18 protein-coding genes are annotated in these 20,596 nt (G+C 59.8%); all 18 read right to left on the bottom strand.

Annotation, left to right across the window (positions count from 1 at the left end; translation table 11 throughout):
- Positions 1 to 86: 86 nt before the first annotated feature.
- Entirely contained in the window at positions 87 to 1,217 is a 1,131-nt protein-coding gene (locus DXA43_RS02685; protein WP_117806185.1) for a Xaa-Pro peptidase family protein, read from the bottom strand.
- A gap of 132 nt (positions 1,218 to 1,349) precedes the next feature.
- Entirely contained in the window at positions 1,350 to 2,459 is a 1,110-nt protein-coding gene (locus DXA43_RS02680) for a hypothetical protein (protein ID WP_117806184.1), read from the bottom strand.
- Positions 2,456 to 2,989, bottom strand: coding sequence for a shikimate kinase (locus DXA43_RS02675; protein ID WP_117806183.1), 534 nt, complete (start codon positions 2,987 to 2,989; stop codon positions 2,456 to 2,458). Before DXA43_RS02675 ends, DXA43_RS02680 begins: the two co-directional genes overlap by 4 nt.
- Positions 2,990 to 2,997: 8 nt before the next feature.
- Positions 2,998 to 3,495, bottom strand: coding sequence for a YqeG family HAD IIIA-type phosphatase (locus DXA43_RS02670; protein ID WP_117806182.1), 498 nt, complete (start codon positions 3,493 to 3,495; stop codon positions 2,998 to 3,000).
- Position 3,496: 1 nt separating this feature from the next.
- Positions 3,497 to 4,882 (bottom strand): endolytic transglycosylase MltG, encoded by a 1,386-nt coding sequence (gene mltG, locus DXA43_RS02665; RefSeq protein ID WP_233539998.1) that lies wholly within the window; start codon positions 4,880 to 4,882, stop codon positions 3,497 to 3,499.
- A complete protein-coding gene (gene ruvX, locus DXA43_RS02660) occupies positions 4,875 to 5,303 on the bottom strand; it encodes a Holliday junction resolvase RuvX (protein WP_117806180.1) in 429 nt (142 codons plus the stop codon). The genes mltG and ruvX overlap by 8 nt, the downstream gene beginning before the upstream one ends.
- 9 nt (positions 5,304 to 5,312) lie before the next feature.
- Positions 5,313 to 7,970 (bottom strand): alanine--tRNA ligase, encoded by a 2,658-nt coding sequence (gene alaS, locus DXA43_RS02655; RefSeq protein WP_117806179.1) that lies wholly within the window; start codon positions 7,968 to 7,970, stop codon positions 5,313 to 5,315.
- A gap of 152 nt (positions 7,971 to 8,122) precedes the next feature.
- A complete protein-coding gene (locus DXA43_RS02650; protein ID WP_117806178.1) occupies positions 8,123 to 9,529 on the bottom strand; it encodes an AI-2E family transporter in 1,407 nt (468 codons plus the stop codon).
- Positions 9,526 to 10,317, bottom strand: a complete 792-nt coding sequence (locus DXA43_RS02645; protein ID WP_117635146.1) for an RNA polymerase sigma factor SigF — start codon at positions 10,315 to 10,317, stop codon at positions 9,526 to 9,528. Before DXA43_RS02645 ends, DXA43_RS02650 begins: the two co-directional genes overlap by 4 nt.
- 1 nt (position 10,318) lies before the next feature.
- Entirely contained in the window at positions 10,319 to 10,696 is a 378-nt protein-coding gene (locus DXA43_RS02640) for an ATP-binding protein (protein ID WP_117629310.1), read from the bottom strand.
- Positions 10,689 to 11,276 carry a hypothetical protein gene (locus DXA43_RS02635; RefSeq protein WP_117806177.1) on the bottom strand — a complete coding sequence of 196 codons (588 nt, stop codon included), beginning with the start codon at positions 11,274 to 11,276 and terminating at the stop codon, positions 10,689 to 10,691. The genes DXA43_RS02640 and DXA43_RS02635 overlap by 8 nt, the downstream gene beginning before the upstream one ends.
- 95 nt (positions 11,277 to 11,371) lie before the next feature.
- Complete coding sequence (locus DXA43_RS02630; RefSeq protein WP_168170407.1) at positions 11,372 to 12,721, bottom strand: replication-associated recombination protein A; 1,350 nt, start codon at positions 12,719 to 12,721, stop codon at positions 11,372 to 11,374.
- Positions 12,722 to 12,781: 60 nt separating this feature from the next.
- On the bottom strand, positions 12,782 to 14,029 hold the full coding sequence (locus DXA43_RS02625; RefSeq protein WP_117806176.1) for a deoxyguanosinetriphosphate triphosphohydrolase family protein: 1,248 nt from the start codon (positions 14,027 to 14,029) through the stop codon (positions 12,782 to 12,784).
- Positions 14,030 to 14,060: 31 nt separating this feature from the next.
- Entirely contained in the window at positions 14,061 to 14,483 is a 423-nt protein-coding gene (locus DXA43_RS02620; protein ID WP_089571722.1) for a prepilin peptidase, read from the bottom strand.
- An 81-nt stretch (positions 14,484 to 14,564) separates the two neighbouring features.
- Entirely contained in the window at positions 14,565 to 15,860 is a 1,296-nt protein-coding gene (locus DXA43_RS02615; RefSeq protein ID WP_117806175.1) for a glycosyltransferase family 2 protein, read from the bottom strand.
- 82 nt (positions 15,861 to 15,942) lie between these two features.
- Positions 15,943 to 16,956 carry an RluA family pseudouridine synthase gene (locus DXA43_RS02610; protein ID WP_117806174.1) on the bottom strand — a complete coding sequence of 338 codons (1,014 nt, stop codon included), beginning with the start codon at positions 16,954 to 16,956 and terminating at the stop codon, positions 15,943 to 15,945.
- Positions 16,956 to 17,537, bottom strand: a complete 582-nt coding sequence (lspA, locus tag DXA43_RS02605; RefSeq protein WP_117806223.1) for a signal peptidase II — start codon at positions 17,535 to 17,537, stop codon at positions 16,956 to 16,958. Before lspA ends, DXA43_RS02610 begins: the two co-directional genes overlap by 1 nt.
- A 238-nt stretch (positions 17,538 to 17,775) precedes the next feature.
- The gene (gene ileS / locus DXA43_RS02600; protein ID WP_370448003.1) at positions 17,776 to 20,553 is read right to left on the bottom strand and encodes an isoleucine--tRNA ligase; all 2,778 of its coding nucleotides are present in this window, start codon (positions 20,551 to 20,553) and stop codon (positions 17,776 to 17,778) included.
- Positions 20,554 to 20,596: the final 43 nt, after the last annotated feature.

Here is a 20,596-nt window from a genome sequence, read left to right as displayed (position 1 = left end):
CGGCACCTGCAGCGAGCGCATAAAAAGAGAACGCGGGGCGTCCGAATCGATCCGGACGCCCCGCCCCAAAAATCTATCGAAATGGGCTAGCAATCGATGACGTGAAGGTCGTGCGGCGTCTTGGTGAAGGGCTCGTAGCCGTTCTCGGTGACCACGCCGTAGTCCTCCAAGCGCACGCCGCCAACACCGGGCAGGTACACGCCGGGCTCCATGGTGATAACCGAGCCAACCTCGATGATATTCTTGCTGCGGTTGAAGTTGGGCAGCTCGTGGATGTCGATACCGACGCCGTGGCCCAGACCATGGTTGTAGTAATCGCCATAGCCGGCATCGCCAATGATCTTCTTGGAAAGCTTAAAAATGTCGTTGCCCTCGACGCCCGGATGGATGGCGGCGACGCACTCCTCGTGCGTACGGCGCACGAGCGCGTACAGGTCAAGCTGCTCCTGCGTGGGCTCGCCCATCACGACGGTGCGCGTCATGTCGGAACGATAATCGCAGTAGCCCGCGCCGTAATCCATGAGGACGAAGTCGCCCTTCTCGATCACGCGGTCGCTCGGAACGGCATGCGGGTTGGCGGTATTGGGGCCGCTCGCCACGATGGAGCCGAAGGCCAGGCTGTCGGCGCCATTGGCGAACATAAAGTTCTCGAGCTCGTTGCGAACCTGCTTCTCGGTCATGCCGGGCTTAATAAAGCCGAGCATATGCTGGAAGGCGGCATCGGTGATCGACTGCGCATGGCGCATGAGCTCGATCTCCTCGGCGTCCTTGATGGCGCGCATCTTGCGAATGTCGTCATGCATCAGCGGCAACATGCAGGCGACGGAACGGTCCTCCAGGCCGCGCTGAATACCCTGGTAGAAGTTGATCTGCATGTCGTCCTCGACAGCGCAGACGCGGCACTTGTTGGCCGCGATCTTGCCGGCGACCCAACCGGGGATGGTACCCTCATCCATGTCGTAGACCCAGGGGCTGCCGGCGGGCGTGTTCTCCTCAAAACTGTTGAGGTAGCGCGAGTCGGTGTGGAACAGGCACTGGTCGGCCGTAATAAACGCAGCGTGCGGGAACTCGAAGGTGTAGTCGAAGACGCCTTTCACGCCCGTAAGCCAACGAAGGTTGGCCTCGTCGCGCACCACGATGGCGTCGTAGCCACGCTCGGCCATCAGGGCACGGACACGTTCGATACGACCGGCAGGACCGGCAGCAAACTCAGACATGCAGATTCCTTTCTTGTTGTCTCTATATAGACGGGACGGGTCTCAACCGAACGACGGAATCGCATGCGATCCGCAACCGATTGGAAACCCGCCCCTCAACATGATACGAAAGACGATGGAAGTCAATAAATCTTAGAGAAGTTCTGTGCGAGAAGCCAAGTAGGCGTGAGCATGGCGCTCAAGAACCTCGTCCTCAACGTTCGTTAGGCGAATGGCGCCGAGTGCCGCGGGCAGCGGCAGCATACTGCGGTTTGAGCGCGCGAACTGCTGCCTACGGAACTCCTCGATATATGCGGCAGGCTCCAGATCGAAGGCAAGTTCCTCGATACCAAAGTCCTCCAAGCAGTCATCGACCTCAAAGACGTAATCGATATCGAAGTCGCAGGCATCGTGGGCAACGCGCGCCTCAAAGCGCATGCCCTCGGACAACAGCTGGTAGGCAGGGACCTGCGAGGCGGCATCGCCCAAGCAAGCGCGCAGGGTACGCTCCCCCGTCTTGCCAAAATCGAGCGCATGGCGGGCGCTCGGGTTCGTGGCCATCAGTACGTCCTTGCGGGCAGTCTGAGACCATTGAACAGCATTGACGAGCGCGACTTCCTCGCCCGCGAGAATCTCGGGGACGGTCTCAGTAAACTGATTCCAGCGGGACTTACTGCTCGAAAGCATGGTGCCAACAAGTACTACAAAGCCGAGCTTGAGGTCCTCGGGGTCCGTCTCGCGAACAAGGTCGAGGTCACACACGACCAAGCCCGGTTCGGGACGAAACGCGATAGCGGGAAGCGCATTGGCCGACGAGGCGACGAGCGGCTTCATGGTCGTCGCGACCGTGAGCATGGCGTCGAACGTCGTCGGCAGCAGCGCGCACTCGGTGCGACCGCACCACTGGTTAGCGCACCAGCTAACAACCGAGCAGGTTGCGACATCGCCAACGGCGACAACCAGATCGTCGCAGGTAATGCCGTTAGCCGACAGGGCGCCAAAGACGGTATCGGCATCGGCCAGCGTAGCACCGGCAGGCGAAACCTCGAGGACGAGCAGCGACACGGCAAAGCCGGCATCGACCAGAGCGTGCTCAACGATCTCGCCAAAGCGGTCGGAAACAGCGCTGTTCCAGACAACCATCGCACGCTTGGGCTTGCCCACGGCCGAGGCAAACATACGCGACAGCTCACAAAAAGCGTTAAAGCCGACGCGAACATCGACACTGCGATTTTGGAAATTGATCAATTGACGGCGAATCATAGCAGTCCACGCTCCAAAAGCATCTCGGCACAAAGGTAGGAAACGTCCTCGAAGGACTTGTTGCGAATATCAAGGGTAATATCTGCGGCCTGACGATACAGCGGACGGCGATGCTCAAACAGGCGCGCGGCATGCTCGGGCGAGCGGAAATCGGGGCGCGTGTCGGACCGACGAATCTGGCGAATCGAATCCTCGAAGTCGCCCTCGAGGTACACGCACGTACCCATATCGTGCATCAGCTCAATATTCACCGGTGTCTCGACGATACCGCCACCGCACGAAACCAACAGGCTGCGCTCGCTTTGGAGCGAACGGAGCGCCGAGGTCTCGAGCTCGCGAAAACGGTCCTCGCCCTCGGTCTCAAAAATCTCGGTTACCGACTTGCCGCAACGGCGCACGACCAGGCGGTCGGTATCGATAAAACGCCGCTTGAACATGGTGCCGACGTTGCGCGCGAGCGTCGACTTGCCCGCGCCCAAAAAGCCGATAAAGAAAATATGGTCGCAGCCGTGTTTGATGTGCTGAGACATGGCGAAACCTATTCCTCGCAGGGAAGGTCGCGCAGGGCCCGGCGCTCAAAAATACGGAAGATCTGCGTATACCACAGGTCCTGCGTCGCCTGCGGCTTTACCAGGATGGTATCGACGCCGGCTAAATTGCCACTCCACACGTCAGTGTAGAGCTGATCACCGATCAGTACCGCCTCGTCGGCCGTGGCGCCGAGGCGCTGAAGACCCGCCTTGAGGGCAAACGGCGCCGGCTTCATGGCGTGGCTAATGGCCTCGAGTCCCAGCTCGCGTGCAGAGCTCATGACCTGGTCGCGATGCCAGTTGTTGGACACCATGCACAGCTTAAAGCCTTTGGCGCGGGCGGCGTCAAGCCAAGCGGAAACCGCGGCGGGAACCTGCTCGGTGTCGCGCGGCACCAGGGTGTTATCGCGATCGAGCAGAATGGCGCGTTTGCCGTCGGCCCACAGGGTATCAAGGTCGATGCGATCGACCGAGGCAACGTATCGTTTGGGGCTAAAAATCCTCATGCTAATTCCAAGACTGTTGATGCTCTTCGTAGGTTTGCGAGAAGTACTCCTCGTCCTGTGTAATGTAGAAATACAGGTCATCGGAGTCGGTCGGCTCAAGGGTGGCCTTGAGCGCCTCGAGCGACGGAGAGCAGATGGGCGTGGGCGGCAGGCCCTCGTGCTTATAGGTGTTATACGGGCTATCGCTCTGCAGGTCGTCGGCGGCAACCTCGCCGCCGGTGACATACATCATGGTCGCATCGCTGTTGAGATAACGCAGACCGTCGAGCTTGCCGGCAAGGCGGTTGTAAAAAACCGAGGCCACGTGCGCACGTTGATCGGCGTTGAGGCCCTCGCGCTCAACAATAGAGGCCAAGTTGACGATGTCGTAGTCGGACATCTCCACACCGTAGCGTTCCTTGATCTTCGCCTCGCAGCTCGCAAAGTCAAGCGACTTGTACTCGGTCTTAAACTGATCGAGCATGGCGCGAATCACATCATCGGCCGTCGGCGAATCGCCCAGCGAATAGGTCTTGGGGAACAAGAAGCCCTCGAGCGAATCATTGGCCGCGCCCCTAAGGAAGCTATAGTCGTCCACGTAGTTGGAGGCCTTGGCCTGGTTGAGGAAGTCTTCCTTAGAGATGCTATTGTAGGCCTGGGCCACACGGTCGGCGACTTGATCGACCGTCAAGCCCTCGGGAATCGTCAGCGCATTGGAGCCAGCGTTGGGGCCTTCCATGAGTTGCTGAACCACCTTAGTCGCGTCCATGAGCGTGGTGAACGAATAAGTACCAGGCTTGAGCGACATATCGGCGTTGAGCTTTTTCACCGCCGCATAGTAATCCTTGGGATTTTCGACGATATGGTTCTCGGAGAGAATCGAGGCGATCGTATCGCCCGAAGCACCGTCAGGAATGGTCACCGTAACCTGCTGACCAGCCGTGACCTTCGAATCCTCACCGACAAAGAAGCCCTTGACGGCCGGCACGACAAAGAAAACGATCGCGACAAGCGCTAGCACGGCGACGACGACGCCGATAATCATAGGCACCGGGGAGCTTTTCTTTTGGGCACCGCGACGAGCATGCGTGTTGTAGCTCGATCGCGTGGCCGGAGCAACGCCGTGCGAACCGCGAGCGTGATGCGAATGCGATTGGGGGGCCTGTGCTCGCTGGGTAGGTGCCTGCTGCTTAAAGCGGGTACCGCCTGCAGGCTGGGCCGTACGAGCAGTGGGCTGTCGAACCGTCCGCTGAGCAGGTTGAGCCAAACGAGAGGAGGACTGCACCGGGCGCGCGGCAGGCTGAGCTGCGCGCTGCGTCGGCTGTGCCGGACGCTGGCCAGGCTGGGCAGGGCGCGGCACAGGCTGACGTGTACGAATCGGCTGGCGCGGATCGGAAGCGCTAGGCATGCGAGACCTCCTCGTTTTTACGATCAAGCCATGTCTGCAAAAACAGGCTGGCGGCGATCATGTCAATCTTGCCTCTCATCTGTTTTTCGTTGAGGCCCTGCTCGCGCAGGATGCGTTTGGCCTCTTGCGAGGACAAGCGCTCGTCCTCAAACTCCAGCGGAAGTTCGAGCTTGTCGGCAATCTTTTGGGCCACGGCGGCAACGCGCTCGGCCTGGGGGCCGGGCTCACCGGCCATGGTCAAGGGACGTCCGCTTACCAGGATATCGGGCTCATAGTCCTCGACCAGGTAGCGAAACGTCTTGGCCATACCGGTGACCTCGGCAGCCGGAAGCACCTTGACAGGCATCGCCATCTTGCCATCACGGCTCGAGACGGCAATACCGATCCTGGTCTCCCCTATGTCCAGCGCGAGCGCGACCACAGCGACTTCTTAGGCGCCGAGCGCGGTCTTAGCGGCCGCGAGGGCATCGGCAATACCGGCGGCGTTCTTGCCACCGGCCTGGGCCATGTTGGGACGGCCGCCACCGCGACCATCGACCAGGCCCGCGATCTGCTTGATCACGTTGCCGGCGTGGAAACCGGCCTTCACGGCGTCATCGGAACCGGCGGCGAGCAGCGCAGGCGTGCCCTTCTCGGTCACGCTGGCGACGACGCAGGCGACAGGGCCGGCGACCTTCTGGTGCACGGTATCCCAGACGTTGCGCAGGTCAGCAGCCTCAAGGCCCTGGAGCTCAGCGACAACGAGCTTGTAACCGTTCAGCTCGACAGCGCCGTCGATGGCGCCGGAAATGGCATCGGAGGAGCCACCGGTCAGAGCCTTCTTGAGCTTATTGGACGTCTCGCGCAGGTCGGCCTGCAGGTTCTCCACGCGAGCGGGAACCTCGTCCGCGCGGCACTTGAGCGCAGCGGCAGCGGCGTCAACAAGTGCCAGGCGGTCGGCCATGTAATCGAGAGCGCCCTTAGAGGTCACGGCCTCGATACGACGGACGTTCGAGCCCGTAGAGGACTCGGAAATGATCTTGAATAGGCCGATCTCGGCGGTATTGGCGGCATGGGTGCCACCGCAGAGCTCGCGGGAGAACGGCTGGTCCTCGGCGCCCACGGAAACGACGCGGACGACGTCGCCGTACTTCTCGCCAAACAGGGCAACAGCACCGGCGGCCTTGGCCTCATCGATGCCCATAACGCGGGTCACAACCGGCTTGGAAGCGAAGATCTGCTGGTTGACCAGGTCCTCGACAGCCTTGAGCTGCTCGGAAGACAGAGCCTCGAAGTGCGTGAAGTCAAAGCGCAGGTGCTCGGGCGTCACCAGCGAGCCGGCCTGGGAGACATGCTCGCCCAGAACCTGCTTAAGCGCAGCGTCGAGAAGGTGGGTGGCGGTGTGATTGCGGCGCAGGAAGCCACGGCGCTCGGCGTCGAGCGCGGCGGTCACGGTAGCACCGACGGTCAGCGTGCCCTCGGCAACGTGCGCGACGTGAGCATACAGGCCGTTGTGGTTCTTGGTGTCGGCAACGGCCAGAACAACGCCCTCGGCGGAAAGCTTGCCGGCATCGCCCTGCTGGCCACCCATCTCGGCATAGAACGGGGTGCGGTCGAGCACGACCTCAACATCCTCGCCGGCAGCAGCGGACTCGACGGACTCGCCGTTGCGCACGATGGCGACAACCTTGGCGCCCTCGATGGCGTCGTTGTCATAGCCGTCGAACTCGGTCGCGGCAACCTTGTCGGAAAGCTCGACCCACACGTCATTGAAGCTGCCCCAGGCATCGCCCTTAGCGTTGGCGCGAGCGCGAGCCTTCTGGTCCTCCATGCAGGCGGTGAAACCGTCCATGTCGACGTCGTGGCCAGCAGCGCCGGCAATCTCGACGGTCAGGTCGATGGGGAAACCAAAGGTGTCGTGAAGCTTAAAGGCAACATCGCCCGGAAGGACAGCGCCGTCGGCGAGCGCGGCCAGGGCCTCGTCCAGGTAAACGCGGCCGTTGTCGAGCGTCGTTGAGAAACGCTCCTCCTCGGAGGCGACGATACCCTTAACGAGCGCGACGTTCTTGAGCAGCTCGGGATAAGCCTCGCCCATCTGAGCGTTGACCTCGTCGATAAACTTGGTCAGGAAGGCGCCCTCGATGCCCAGCAGACGACCGTGGAACACGGCACGACGGAGCAGGCGGCGAAGGACGTACTCGCGACCCTCGTTACCGGGCAGGATGCCGTCGGAGATCATAAAGTCGACGGCACGGGAGTGGTCGGCGATGATGCGCAGGGAGCGGCTGGCACCGGAGTAATCGTCGGCGTCATAGGTCTTGCCGCTGATCTTCTCACCGAGCTTGATGAGGTGCTGCATCAGATCGCCGTCGTAGTTAGCGGTCTTGTGCTGCATGATGGCGGCCATGCGCTCCAGACCCATGCCCGTATCGAGGTTGCGGTGCGGCAGCTCCGGCATGGAGCCGTCTTCCTGGCGGTCGTACTGGGTAAACACGAGGTTCCAGAACTCAAGGAAGCGGTCGCAGTCGCAGCCAGGCTTGCAGTCGGGGCTGCCGCAACCGACCTCCTCGCCCATGTCAAAGTAGATCTCGGAGCACGGACCGCAGGGGCCGGTGGGGCCAGCGGCCCAGAAGTTGTCGTCCTCGCCCAGGCGGGAGATGTGATCCTCGGCAACGCCCAGAGAGCGCCACACGTCGTGGGTCTCGTCGTCTTCGGTAAAGACGGTGAAGTACAGGCGGTCGAGCGGCAGCTTGAACTCCTTGGTGATGAGCTCAAAGGCCCAAGCGCAGGCCTGCTGCTTGGAGACGCCGCCAAAGGAGAAGTCGCCGAGCATCTCAAAGAAGGACAGGTGACGGCCGTCCTCACCGATGCAGTCGATGTCGTTGGTGCGGACACACTTCTGGCAGGAGATCGCGCCGATCTCCTTCATGGTCTTCTTGCCCTGGTAGTACTCCTTAAACTGGTTCATGCCGGCGTTGGCAAGCAGCAGCGAAGGATCGTCGGGGACGAGGGACGAAGAAGGATAGAGCTTAAGACCGCGCTCCTCAAAGAAGTTGAGGAACTTGGAGCGAATCTCGGCCGTAGTCATTGACGGGTAGTCAGCACTCATAGAGGGAATCTCCTCGGTTTCACATCGAAACAGTTCAAACGTAACGATATTACCATCCCACCGCGCCTGTGCAAAAAAGAGGGCCGGCACAATGCCGGCCCTTCAGCGAAATTGCATGTTAGCGCGTATGAATGTTAACCCGAATTACCCCGCTAGTTATCGTCATCGTCCATGGAGCCGTCGATGCCGGTTTTGGTGTCGTCCGAGTTGGAGTCATCGTCCTTGGCAAAGGGGTTCTTGAAGAAGCCCGTGGCATCGGGCTGCAGGCCAGAGAGCTTAATCCAGGGATTATCAAACTCGGGCTTGGGCATGGCCTTGGCCTCGGGCGCAGTCTCGTTGCCGATGAGCTCGGACTCGTAAATGAAGGTGTCATCGCCGAGCGCGTCGTAGGCGGCAACTGGGTTACCATCGGTATCGCGATACGGAGTGCCCTTAAACACGGCGCCGTCGTATGCCACGAGCTGACGGCCGGTCTCGTTCTCAAAGTAGTAGACGAAAATGCCCTTAAGGGCCGCGCACAGCGGAATAGCGATAACCATGCCGATGGGACCCATGAGTGCCGAACCGATAACGAGGGCCGTAAGGCTCATGACGGGATGCACCTGCACCGAGCTCTGCATGACCTTGGGCGAAATGACATTATCGGTGACGTTTTGAGCCACCATGGTCACGACAAGCGTCCATAACGCCAGCATAGGGCTGAACATAAACCCGAGCACCGTGGCGATCGCCGCGCTCACCCAGGGACCGACAACCGGAACCAAGTGCATAATGCCGGTAAAGATGGCCATGAGCGCTGCGTATGGATGGCCAATGAGCGTAAAGCCGATAAAAGCCAAAAAGCCACCGCAGATGGACGTCACGACCATGCCGCGCATATAGCCGCCGACCGAGCGTGAAAGGATGGCAACCATAAAGCGGTACGAGGTCTCTTTTTCCTGTCCGATGATGGTGCAGACCTCGTGGTGCATGCGGGGATAATCGCAGGCAAGCCAGTAGGCAAGCACCAGACCCAGGAAGATGACGAACAGCTGCGAGGCCGTGTTGGTAATGAGCGGAAACACACCGCGTCCGAGCTCGGCAGCGATTTGCGAGACGTACTTGGACGCTACGGTAACCAGCGAAGAAAGATTGTCGTCCAGATACTCCTTGAGCGGCGTGTTGTTGAGCGTCTTAGCGTGCGAGAGCATCTCGTTGAGATCGCCACCCGCAACACGAAGCTGCTCGGGCAGGCGGCTCAGGACTTCCATGATTTGACCGAGCAAAATAGGCGATAGGATGCAGACGACGCCGACGAGCACGGCAACAACCACAATGAGTGCGATGAGCGAACCGAGGCCACGTCCGACGCCGTGATGCTCGAGCCAGTTGGTGATCGGAGACATCACAAAAGCGATGATGGAACCGACAGCGAGAAACTCGATGACCGGTGCCAGGATGCCCATAAGGTTAAAGATGACGGCAACGATGACAATGCAGCCGACGACGCCCCAAATGCGCAGCGTCAGAATGCGGGTATCGCGAAGCGTGCGGTCGATTTGTTGGGGGTGCTCACTCATGAACGAACCATCACTCCGTCGGGGTCAATCTTATCTTGAATCTTCTTAAGCGTGCGGCGCAGCAGACGCGAAACCTGCACCTGCGAGATGCCCAGCTTCTTGGCAATCTCGATCTGGGTCATGCCCTTCACAAAACGCAGCTCGATAACCTCGCGCTCGCGAGGCGAGAAATCGCGGATGGCTTCCTCGATTACCAGACGGTCATCGGTAAAGTCGAGCTCGTTGTCGTCGTCGGCATAGCGATCGAGAATCGAGGGAGCATCGTCGGAGTCGGACGCGCCGGGAGCCTCGATGGGCACCGAGGTATAGGCCGAGGACGATTCCATGGCTTCGAGCACCTCGTCAACGGTCACGCCAAGGTAATCGGCGATTTCCTCAACCTTGGGCGAACGCTGAAGCTCGTTGGTGAGCTTATCGGTGGCCTGGTTAACCTTGGCAGAGAGCTCCTGCAGACGACGCGGCACGCGCACACTCCAGCCCTTGTCGCGGAAGTGGCGCTTAATCTCGCCCAAGATGGTGGGCGTGGCAAACGTCGTGAACTCGAGTCCGCGTTCAGGGTCAAAGCGGTCGATAGCCTTGAGCAAGCCCAAGTACCCGACCTGCAAAAGGTCATCGAGCGGCTCGCCGCGGTTCTTGAATTTGTTGGCAAGAAACCTTACCAGGTTCATATGGGACATGACGAGCTGCTCGCGAGCATCCGGATCACCGGTCTCCTTATAACGACGAAACAGCTCGCGGGTTTTCTCCTTGTCCCAAGCGGTCTTGCCGCTCCGGGAACGTTCGGTCATATTAGATATCCGCCTTGAGGTCGAGGGAAAGCGTTAGAGGCGCCGCAGTCTTTTCGTAGGAATCGCACACGCTTGCAAGAATGAGCTCGGCATACACAGCAGCCTGGTCATCCTCGTCGACGGTGGCCTGTTCCCCAAAGGTAAAGGTCATGCCGACGTGAGATTCGTCCACATCGAAATTGATCGTGATGTCGTCGCAGTCGACCGCGGTGCACCCAAAGATGAAGGCTTCCTCGGCAGCCATGCGGATATCCTCGATGCGATCGACGGACATAGAGCACAGGGCGCCGACGTTGGCGGCCGTCATGCGCACCAAGCGCGCGAGACGCGGATCACCGGCAACGCTCAGCGTAATGGGGCAGGTTGCTTCACTACTCATCGCAGGACTCCTCGGAGGTCTCGACAGGCGTATAGGTGTAATACTGAGCAGGCTTAGCAGCGGGCTTCTGAACATCGTCATCGTCAGCAGCGGCATCGTCATCGCCAATCAGAACGCGCTCAGTAGGCTGCTCGGCCTCGGCGGCGGCAGCGGCGAGCTTGCGATCGGCGTCGGCTGCAGGAGCCTTCACCTTATTAAAGAGCTTCTGCACGGCGCCAGCAGCAGAATCAGTCACGCTCGATACGGCATTGCTGGCCTCGGCCACGCTGCCCGTGACCTCGGAGATGTCGCGAACGACCGCCTCAACCTCAACGAGGTTAGACGTCAGAGCATCAACGGCAGTCTTGCTCGACTTGAGGAGCGGCTCAACCTGTGCCAGCGCGGGGGTGAGCTCATCGACAGCGCCATCGAGCTTTGCCACCACGGGCTGTGCCTCGGCGAGCGTATTATTGAGGTCGCTCACCGTCTTGTCGAGCGAGTCGACGACGGTGCGGGTCTTGCGCAGCGTGAGCGCGAGCTCGACAACAGCCCACACGCCGGCAACGGCGAGCACCAGCAGGGCGATTTGAATGGGACTCATACAAGCCTCCCGAAGGAATCGAAATACAGACGTTTTTCATGGTACCCCAAAGAAGGGCAAAGATACCCAAAGGGAATGCGCGAGGCACCAATGGCCTACTTGGGAGCGTTGCCGCTACGGTCGCGCTCGCTTTGCTCCACACGCCACTCTTCCCAACCGCGGCCGGCAGGCTGCCAGAACGCGCCGCGCTCCAACCCCTCGGGCAAATAGCGCTGATCGACCCAGCCTTCGGGATAATCGTGCGGGTACTTGTATACACCGTACTCGTCGCTGCCGGGACGGTGACGATCGCGCAGGTAGCTGGGCACCTCGCGAAGACCACTGCTGTGGATATCGGCCAGCGCCGCATCGATCGAGGCCTCACACGCGTTGGACTTAGGCGCCAGGCACACATAGAGCGCAGCCTGAGCCAGGTTGATGCGACACTCGGGATAGCCAATGACCTCGGCAGATTTAAATGCGGCATGTGCCACCAAAAGCGCCTGCGGGTCGGCGTTGCCAACATCCTCGGAAGCCTGAATCATAATGCGGCGAGCGATAAACTTGGGATCCTCCCCCGCATCGATCATGCGCGCAAGCCAATAAATGGTGGCATCGGGATCGCTGCCTCGCATGGACTTGATGAACGCGCTAATAATGTCGTAGTGCATATCACCGTTTTTGTCATACGAAAACCCACGACGCGGATTGGCGATCTTCACGTCGTCCACGGTAATGGGATAGCGTTCCCCCGCCGCAGGCGCTGGCGTACCCTCGGTATCGGGACGCGTGACGGCAATCTCGCTCGCAAGCTCGAGTGTCGTGAGCGCCGACCGAGCGTCACCCGCTGCCAGCGTGCAGATGGTCTTAACCGTATCCTCATCGGCCGAGAACTTACCGTTTAAACCCTGCGGCGCCTCGAGCGCACGCTCAATGAGCATGGCGATATCCTCGTCCTTCAGGTGCTCAAGCTCTACCACACGCCCACGCGAGAGCAATGCCGAGTTGACCTCAAAGTACGGGTTTTCCGTCGTGGCGCCAATCATAATGACGGTGCGGTTCTCAACCGCATGCAGTAAGGCATCCTGCTGCGACTTAGAGAAGCGATGGATCTCATCGATAAACAGAATGGTGCGGCGGTCGTAGGTGTTCAGACGGGTCTTAGCCTCATCGATTACGCGGCGCAGGTCCTTCACAGTGCCCGTCACGGCGCTGACCTCGACAAACTCGCTCTTGGTATGGTTGGCGATAATGTGGGCCAGCGTCGTCTTGCCCGTGCCAGCCGGGCCGTACAGAATCACGCTCGACAGCACGTCATGCTCAATCGCGGCGCGCAGCCACGAGCCCTTACCGACGGCCTTTTGCTGGCCCACATACTCGTCGAGCGAATTGGGGCGCATACGCACCGCAAGCGGCGCATTTTTAAAGGAGCGCTCGCGCGTCGAAGCAGAAAAAAGGTCGTCCATAGCCATCCCGTGCATTAATCAAAATCGTTGTTGACCAACAGTATACCGAAAGGATACGAACTACCGTTCGTTAATATAGGTGCGGTGCGGAAACTTTAGACCTGGGAACAATTTGCTCGTCAGCTCGCAGAAATAACCATCCGTCATGCTTGCGATGTAATCGACGACGGCCTGATCCTTGTCGTCCTGCCAGGCATAGGTGCGATCGTAGTAGAAAAGCTGCTGCTCAATGCGCGAAACATGATGCTTAAAGATGTAAGAGAACTCGTCGCCTTTATTTAGATCCTGCAGGCAACGGTCGTAGAGCTTTTCGAAGGCCTCACGCAGCTCCTCCTCGGAATCGCCTTCGATACCGCCCTTGCTATAGATCTTCTCGTAGTTCTCGCGCTTCGCCCGGCGGATCTCCTCAAACAGGTCCTCGCTCATCTCGATACGCGGTTTGCCATAGCTATGCTCAACGATATCGATGGAAGCGTGCGTGAGAATCCAGCTGTTATAGGCGCCGCCCCGACCATCGTCAAAAGCGTCGGGCGACAGCAGGCCCGCCGCAATGGCGTCCTGACGATCACGACCGACGTAGGCGAGGATATCCGAGATACGCACCACACAGCCCTCGAGGGTCATGGGGCGCAGGTGCTCGATCGCGCCATAGCCCGTGGCAATGCAGTCCTCGACGGTACGGTCGAACTGGTCAAACGACGCCATGTCCGAGAGTTCAAAGACACGCTGCTCGTACTCGCCGTTATGGCACAGCACGCCGTCGAGCGTCTGGAGCGACACGTTGCGGCCGTACAGCGCGTCGAGCACGCGGACGGACTGCACGTTATGGAAAAAATAACGACCCGTACGCTCGTGATAGATATCGTTGAGGAAACGCTCGCCGGCATGGCCAAAGGGCGTGTGGCCCAAATCGTGGCCCAGGCCAATCGCCTCGATCAAATCGCAGTTGAGGCCCAGGGCACGGCCGATATCGCGGGCAATGCGCGAGACGAGCTGCACATGAAGGCCGCGCCGCGACAGGTCGTCGTTGCTGCGAAAGCTAAAGACCTGCGTTTTGCCTGCATAACGCGTGTACGCAGGAAGATGAAGAATCTTTTCGGTATCGCGCATAAACGCCGGACGCATAAGCGTGCCTTTGTCGGCAGCGCGATCTATACGACGAATGACCTGGTCGTCGCAGCATCGATAAGGATTAACGACACCCGAGGCGCGGTCGGCGGCGATACGCTCGACCAGCTCGGGCGACAACGCCGCGGGAATGCGGTCCATGCGCGCCTTAATGACGGCCGTTTCTTGATTAGTTGCCATGGCATGCTCCTTAAAAAGGATGCGCAATCGGTTACAATGTCCAGCCCACGACCTCGATTATGGCAAATATCGGCACCAAAAACGGGAGCAATGGCAGGGAGCGCGATTTTGTGAAGAGGCAGGAGAGGGCCAGGACCAGGAGCGCGACGGCAAATGCCACGATGCCGCCCAGGGGGTCGAGCGTGCAAAGCGCGAAAAGCGCCTTGGCATCCCCCATGCCGATGCCGGGGGCCTGGCGGAAACGCCGCCAAAGCGACTCGGTCAGCACAAGGGAAAGGTACACGATAACGGCAGGACCGGCGTGGTCAAGCGCCGTGTTCAAGCCCCTGTCCAGCCAAACGCCTGCAAACGCCGCCACGGCGCATGCGGCGGCAAGCGCGTTGGGAAACCGCCGTTCACGGACATCAATCACCGCACCGGCAAAGGCGCAGATCCAAAAGGGAATATAGACCATTGAACACCTCCCGGGGCAGTCACTCAAAAGCAAAAACCACCACAGAGGTGCCTGTCCCCTTCGTGGTGGTTTTGGTGGTGGTTATTTAGCGCCCTGCATGACCTCGTCGAGGGTAACGCTGACGGCATGCTGCGTCGGGACCCAGTCGACCTTCAGGAACAACGCAGCCACCGTAATGGGGATATAGCTGAACATAAAGATCGGGAAGGTAAACAGGTTGGTCACCAGGCGCCACTTTTGCGCGCAATGGATGTGCTTGTACTCGAAGATAGTCGTGAGCAGCGCCAGGATAAAGAAGGTCTGATACATCATCGCGAAGGTCATAATGAGCGAGGCGGCACAAGCCTGCATCTCGACCTCGGTGGCCAAGAAGCCATGCGAAAGTCCGCCAACGATGAGGAAGGTCGCGTTGGCGAGCATGGAGATCAGGGACAGCAGCATGCCCGGAGCGATGGTCATAAACATGTCATATGCGGCAAAGCGATGATAGCGGAACGTCGATTTGACCAGATGCTTACCGTAGGTAAAGAACACCTGGTAGAAGCCCTTGGTCCAGCGCATACGCTGCTTCCAGGACGCCTTAAACGTCACGGGTTGCTCGTCAAAAAACTCCGCCGGCGCATAGCCAATGCGAATGCCGTGAATGGCGCAGAACGTGGTGAACTGAATATCCTCGGTCAGCGTGTGGAACTGCCAGCCGTGCATACCCTCGATAACACTGGCGGAGATGAGGTAGCCCGAACCCGAGACGGCACAGGACGTCTTGCAGATATTACGCGCGTTGTTAAGGAAACGCGCCTCGCGCAGGTACCAAGTGGCGTTGGCAGCCGAGATCCACGAGCTGCCAAAGTTCTTGGAGTTGCGGTAGCTTGTGACCACATGGAAGCCCTGGTCAAAGGCGTCATTCATCTTGGAGACGTAATCGCGGGAGATAACGTTGTCGGCATCGAAGATAAAGTAGCCCTCAAAGGTATCGGGATACTCGTTAAGAATGCGGTCAAAACCAAAGTCCATGACCCAGCTCTTGCCTTTACGGGCCAGGTCGTTTCGCTCGTACACGACAGCGCGCGCCTCGCGCGCGAGCTGCGCGGTGTTATCGGTGCAGGCATCGGCGACCACGAAGACCTCGATGAGCTCGGACGGATAATCCTGGTCCTTGATGGAGCGAACGAGGTTGGCGATAACGGCCTCCTCGTTGTGTGCTGCAATAAAGAAGGCATACCGGTGGAGTTTTTTGGCCTTGGGAGGCGCGACCTCGCCGCGGAGAGCACCGATGACAAAGAAGACCACCTGGTACAAGAAGCAGACCGTGAGCAGCGTGACGACGATCTGGTTGAAGATCACGATGGGTGTGTTGGTTTGTAAAAAGGCGAGCATGCAGGCTCCCAGGAACGTGTTACGTAAACAACCGTATATCTTACCGCAGGCTTACCGAGTTCAAGAAACCACCTAATACTGGCTAGGCTTCGAGCAGGCCGAGCTGCGGTACGATTTCGTCGCCGGCAGCAGTGCGACCAAGCGAACGCGGGGCTAAGTCGTCGAGGACGGCGGCGAGATCCCACGGCAGCTCGTCGCGGCACTCAATGCGCTCTCCCGTCACGGGGTGATCGAACGCCACGCGCCAGGAATGGAGGAATTGCCTGGTCAGGCCCCGATCGGCACGCGCATCGCACTTACCGTAGAGCGGATCGCCCACGCAGGCGTGGTTGATATGGCGCATGTGCACGCGAATCTGATGCGTGCGACCGGTAAACAGGTGACACTCAACGAGCGTGTAGCCGTCATCAAAGCGCGTGGAATCAAAGCGCTCAAGGACCTTAAAGGTCGTGATGGCCTGGCGCGCAAAAGGATCATCGGAAACCGCCATCTTGACACGGTCACGTGTAGAACGGGCAATGCCGGTGTTAATGGTGCCCTCATCCATGGCGATATGACCGTGAACGAGCGTAATGTAGCGGCGGTCGAGCGTGCGCGTACGGATAAGATTTTGGAGCGCGCGCTGGGTGTCGTCGTCCTTTGCCGCAAGCATAAGACCCGAGGTATCGCGATCCAAACGATGTACGATACCGGGGCGGTCCTCGCCCTGCACGGTGCCCAGATGGTCGATACCGCAGTGATAGACCAGGGCATTCGCGAGCGTACCGCTCTCATGACCATGCGCAGGATGGCACACCAGGCCGCGCTGCTTGGAGAGGACAATGAGATAGTCGTCCTCGTAGCGGATATCGAGCGGGATGGCCTCGGGAATCACATCGGTGGGATCGTGCGGCTCGGGCAGGTCGACCGAAATGCGATCGCCGGCGCGCACGGCGTACTTTTTGGACAGGCAGGTCTCGCCATTGATTACTACGGCGCCCCCCTCGATCAGATGCGCGCAGGCAGAGCGCGTGGGGCAGCCGTCGTTGGCGCCCAGATAGGCGTCGAGACGCTGGCCAGCGGAATCGTCGGCAACAAGAATATGGATGTCGGCCATTAACGCTCATTCCTTTCGCGAATCTTGCGGGCACGCTCCCCACGTTGTTTAGCCTTGCGCTTGGCGCGGGCCTCATCACGGGCGTTAAGCTCGGCGGTCGCATCGACCTCACGGGCCGCGGGGCTCAAGAAGATGTAACCGAAGAGGGCGAGCACGACACCGACCGTAATGCCGATATCGGCCACATTGAAGACGGGGAAGTCGATGAAGGTGGTGGCAATAAAATCGGTCACGAAGCCAAAGGCCAAACGATCGATAGCGTTGCCGATAGCACCGCCTGCAACCATCGCCATGCCCACAACCTCAAGATGGGCGAGCTGGGGTGCACGAACGAGGTACACGGCAATAGCGATAATGACCGCCAACGCCAGCACGGCAAACGCGATGCCATGCCCCTCGCCCATGCTAAAGGCAGCACCGATATTGCGGACAAACATAAAGTCGATAACACCGGGGATGACGGTCACATGCAAGGCGTCGCCCACGGCACGAACCGCAAGCTTGGTCAGCTGGTCAACAAGCAGCACAACCAGCGCCACCCCACCAGCAACACCCAACCGCCAACGCATAGGCGGCGTCATATCCGCACCACGACCCAAAGAAATCCCCTACCCTCAGATAATCAAATTCCGTTTAACGCAAATAACCATCTTATATTGCCACACGCAGAGCGCACGACACATTCGCTAACGTCAGATAAATAACCAGCATAAAAGAAAGCGGCATTCCGGATAACGGAATGTCGCTTTTCTTCAGCGGAGCAAATGGGCCGAAGGCGCCTAAATTCTCCCTATAACTAAAATGCCGAGTTACCGTGCCTTAAAGGGCATTCGCGCAGCGCTTGCAAATGTGAGCGTGGCCGTTGTACTCGCCGACGGTGGTGCGGTAGTTCCAGCAACGGTCGCAGCACTCGCCCTCGGCAGCATCGATGGCAACAGAAAGCTCCTCGCCCTGGGTAAGCTCAACATCGGAGACGATGTAGAACTCGGCCAGGTCGACGGCCTTGTCGCCGGTCAGCAGCGCATACATTTCGGCAGGAACGACCGCCTTGACGCGGACCTGCTGGCTCTTGGTGAAGGTGCCGGCGGAGCGGGCATCCTCAAGGGCCTTGGTCACGACGCTACGGAGCTCGAGCGAAGCCTCGAGCACGCCCTCAAACTCGTTGGCCTCGTCGACCGTGATGGGCGACTTGTACCAATCGAGCAGCGCGGCGTACTTCTGGTGGTCGACGCAGCCGGCGGGCGCATAGGCCATGGCCTCGTCGACGGTGTAAGACAGGATCGGCTGCAGGTCGCGCATGAGCATCGAGAAGAGCTCGGCCAGCACGGTTTGGGCGCTGCGACGCTCGAGCGAACCGGGCTTCTCGCAGTACAGACGGTCCTTCAGGGCGTCGAGATACACGTTGGAGAGCTCGGTAACCACAAAGTCGTAAAGCGCACGGTAGGCGCGCGGGAACTCGTAGCTGGCGTAGGCATCGTCGACCTCGGCCTGGACCTGGGTCAGGCGGGCGACCATGAGCTTGTCGAGCGGCAGCAGGTCGGCAAAGGCGACGCCGTCGGTCTCGGGCTCAAACTGACCCTCGAGCTCGGAGAGCAGGAAGCGCAGCGTGTTGCGGAAACGACGGTAGGCATCGGACGTACGAGCGAGAATCTCGTGGTCGATGGAGACGTCGGAGCTGGTATCGACGGAGGCGACCCACAGACGGATGATGTCGGCACCCATCTCGTCGCAGACCTTGTTGGGGTCGATGACGTTGCCGAGTGACTTAGACATCTTACGGCCCTGGCCGTCGAGGGTGAAGCCCTGCGAGACGACCGCCTTGTACGGAGCGTGGCCGTTGGCGCCCACCGAGGTGAGCAGCGAGCTCTGGAACCAACCGCGGTGCTGGTCAGAGCCCTCGAGGTAGACGTCCGCCGGGTACTCCAGCTCGGGACGGTACTCACAGACGGCCTTCCAAGACACGCCGGAGTCCCACCACACGTCAAGGATGTCCTTATCAGCCTTGAGGTGATGGCCGCCGCACTTGGGGCAGACGCAGGCCTCGCCCAGATAGCTCTCAGGAGCATCGGTAAACCAGGCGTCGGAGCCCTTCTCGTGGAAGAGCTTGATAACGGCGTCGAGCGTGGCGTCGTTCATGACCTTCTCGCCGCAGTCGGCGCAGGTGTAGCTGGGGATAGGCACACCCCAGTTGCGCTGACGGCTGATGCACCAGTCGGGACGCTGCTCGACCATGGCGCCAATGCGGTTGGCGGCGTGGGCCGGATACCACTTGACGTTCTCGCGGACCTCTTTGCCAGCCTGCTCGCGCAAGCCGGTCTTGTCCATCGAGACGAACCACTGGTCGGTAGCACGGAAGAGCACCGGGTGCTTGCAGCGCCAGCAGTGCGGATAGCTGTGCGTGATCTTCTTCTCGAGGACCAGGGTGCCGCGCTCGCGTAGGAACTCGATAATGTGAGGGTTGGCCTCGTCGGTATCCATACCGCTGAAGGGGCCACCGGTGCCAAACTCCTCACCGGTGTAGAACTTGCCGTCGTCGTCGACCGGCATGCAGATGTCGGTGATGCCCTCCTTGAGGCAGGCAAAGTAGTCGTCGACGCCGTGGCCGGGCGAGTTGTGGACGATACCGGTACCGTCATCGACACCGACGTAATCGGCCAGCAGCGCCACGCCCTCAACGCCGTCAAAGATCGGCTGCTTGTAGTGGATGTGGTGGAAGGTCTCGGCGGGAACCACATAGGGCTTGCCGTCGACCATAACCGGGGTGTACTCCCAGCCAAACTCCTCGCAGCACTTGGGAGCCAGGTCCTCGAGCATGACCTCGGCACGGCCCTCGTGCTCAACGGCGACATAGGCGGCGCCGGGCTTAAGGGAAACGGCCTGGTCGGAGGGGATGGTCCACGGCGTGGTCGTCCAGATGATGAAGTCGACCGGGCCGTCGAAGTCCTCGAGGCCGGCGGGCTTGGAAGTCATCTCAAAGCGCACGAAGATGGACGGGCTCGTCTCGTCGGAGTACTCAATCTCGGCCTCGGCCAGCGCGGTGTGGCAGTGCTTGCACCAGTGAACCGGCTTGTGGCCGCGATAGATCATACCCTTATCGAACATGGCCTTAAAGACCTCGATGTCGGCGGCATCGTGCTGGTGATAGAGCGTCAGGTAGGGATTGTCCCAGTCGCCGAGCACACCCAGACGACGGAAGCCGGCCTTCTGCAGCTCGATGTTCTCGACAGCGAACTTGTTGCAGAGCTCACGGATCTTAGCCGTGGAGGTCTGGTTGAACTTCTCGGTGCCGAGCTTCTCCTCGACCTTGTGCTCAATCGGCTGACCGTGGCAGTCCCAACCGGGGACATAGGGAACCTCATAGCCCTGCATCATCCAGTAACGGTTGATCATGTCCTTGGAGATCTTGTTCATGGCATGGCCGATGTGGATCGGGCCGTTGGCGTACGGAGGACCGTCGTGCAGCACGAACTTCTTGTGACCCTCGTTCTTCTTCAGAACCTGCTCGTAGACCTTGTTGTCCTGCCAGTCCTTGAGTCGCTTGGGCTCGGAATTGGAAAGACCGGCACGCATGGGAAATCCGGTTTTAGGCAGATTCATCGTCTGCTTGTACTCGTTTGCCACGGTACCCCTTTCTTGTCAT

The sequence above is a fragment of the Collinsella sp. OF02-10 genome (assembly GCF_003463445.1).
Classification (GTDB): domain Bacteria; phylum Actinomycetota; class Coriobacteriia; order Coriobacteriales; family Coriobacteriaceae; genus Collinsella.
Note: the sequence above shows the minus strand (reverse complement) of the source record. Positions and strands in the feature narration are given on the sequence as shown.

Bases quoted from the DNA above. Each gene is read 5' to 3' on its own strand.
- DXA43_RS02650 (WP_117806178.1), bottom strand. From the start codon at position 9,529: ATGAGTGAGCACCCCCAACAAATCGACCGCACGCTTCGCGATACCCGC.
- DXA43_RS02645 (WP_117635146.1), bottom strand. From the start codon at position 10,317: ATGACCGAACGTTCCCGGAGCGGCAAGACCGCTTGGGACAAGGAGAAA.
- DXA43_RS02620 (WP_089571722.1), bottom strand. From the start codon at position 14,483: ATGGTCTATATTCCCTTTTGGATCTGCGCCTTTGCCGGTGCGGTGATT.
- DXA43_RS02625 (WP_117806176.1), bottom strand. From the start codon at position 14,029: ATGGCAACTAATCAAGAAACGGCCGTCATTAAGGCGCGCATGGACCGC.
- ileS (WP_370448003.1), bottom strand. From the start codon at position 20,553: ATGAATCTGCCTAAAACCGGATTTCCCATGCGTGCCGGTCTTTCCAAT.
- mltG (WP_233539998.1), bottom strand. From the start codon at position 4,882: ATGCCTAGCGCTTCCGATCCGCGCCAGCCGATTCGTACACGTCAGCCT.
- DXA43_RS02630 (WP_168170407.1), bottom strand. From the start codon at position 12,721: ATGGACGACCTTTTTTCTGCTTCGACGCGCGAGCGCTCCTTTAAAAAT.
- DXA43_RS02615 (WP_117806175.1), bottom strand. From the start codon at position 15,860: ATGCTCGCCTTTTTACAAACCAACACACCCATCGTGATCTTCAACCAG.
- DXA43_RS02675 (WP_117806183.1), bottom strand. From the start codon at position 2,989: ATGTCTCAGCACATCAAACACGGCTGCGACCATATTTTCTTTATCGGC.
- DXA43_RS02640 (WP_117629310.1), bottom strand. From the start codon at position 10,696: ATGAGTAGTGAAGCAACCTGCCCCATTACGCTGAGCGTTGCCGGTGAT.
- lspA (WP_117806223.1), bottom strand. From the start codon at position 17,537: ATGACGCCGCCTATGCGTTGGCGGTTGGGTGTTGCTGGTGGGGTGGCG.
- DXA43_RS02610 (WP_117806174.1), bottom strand. From the start codon at position 16,956: ATGGCCGACATCCATATTCTTGTTGCCGACGATTCCGCTGGCCAGCGT.
- DXA43_RS02670 (WP_117806182.1), bottom strand. From the start codon at position 3,495: ATGAGGATTTTTAGCCCCAAACGATACGTTGCCTCGGTCGATCGCATC.
- alaS (WP_117806179.1), bottom strand. From the start codon at position 7,970: ATGAGTGCTGACTACCCGTCAATGACTACGGCCGAGATTCGCTCCAAG.
- DXA43_RS02680 (WP_117806184.1), bottom strand. From the start codon at position 2,459: ATGATTCGCCGTCAATTGATCAATTTCCAAAATCGCAGTGTCGATGTT.
- DXA43_RS02685 (WP_117806185.1), bottom strand. From the start codon at position 1,217: ATGTCTGAGTTTGCTGCCGGTCCTGCCGGTCGTATCGAACGTGTCCGT.
- DXA43_RS02635 (WP_117806177.1), bottom strand. From the start codon at position 11,276: ATGAGTCCCATTCAAATCGCCCTGCTGGTGCTCGCCGTTGCCGGCGTG.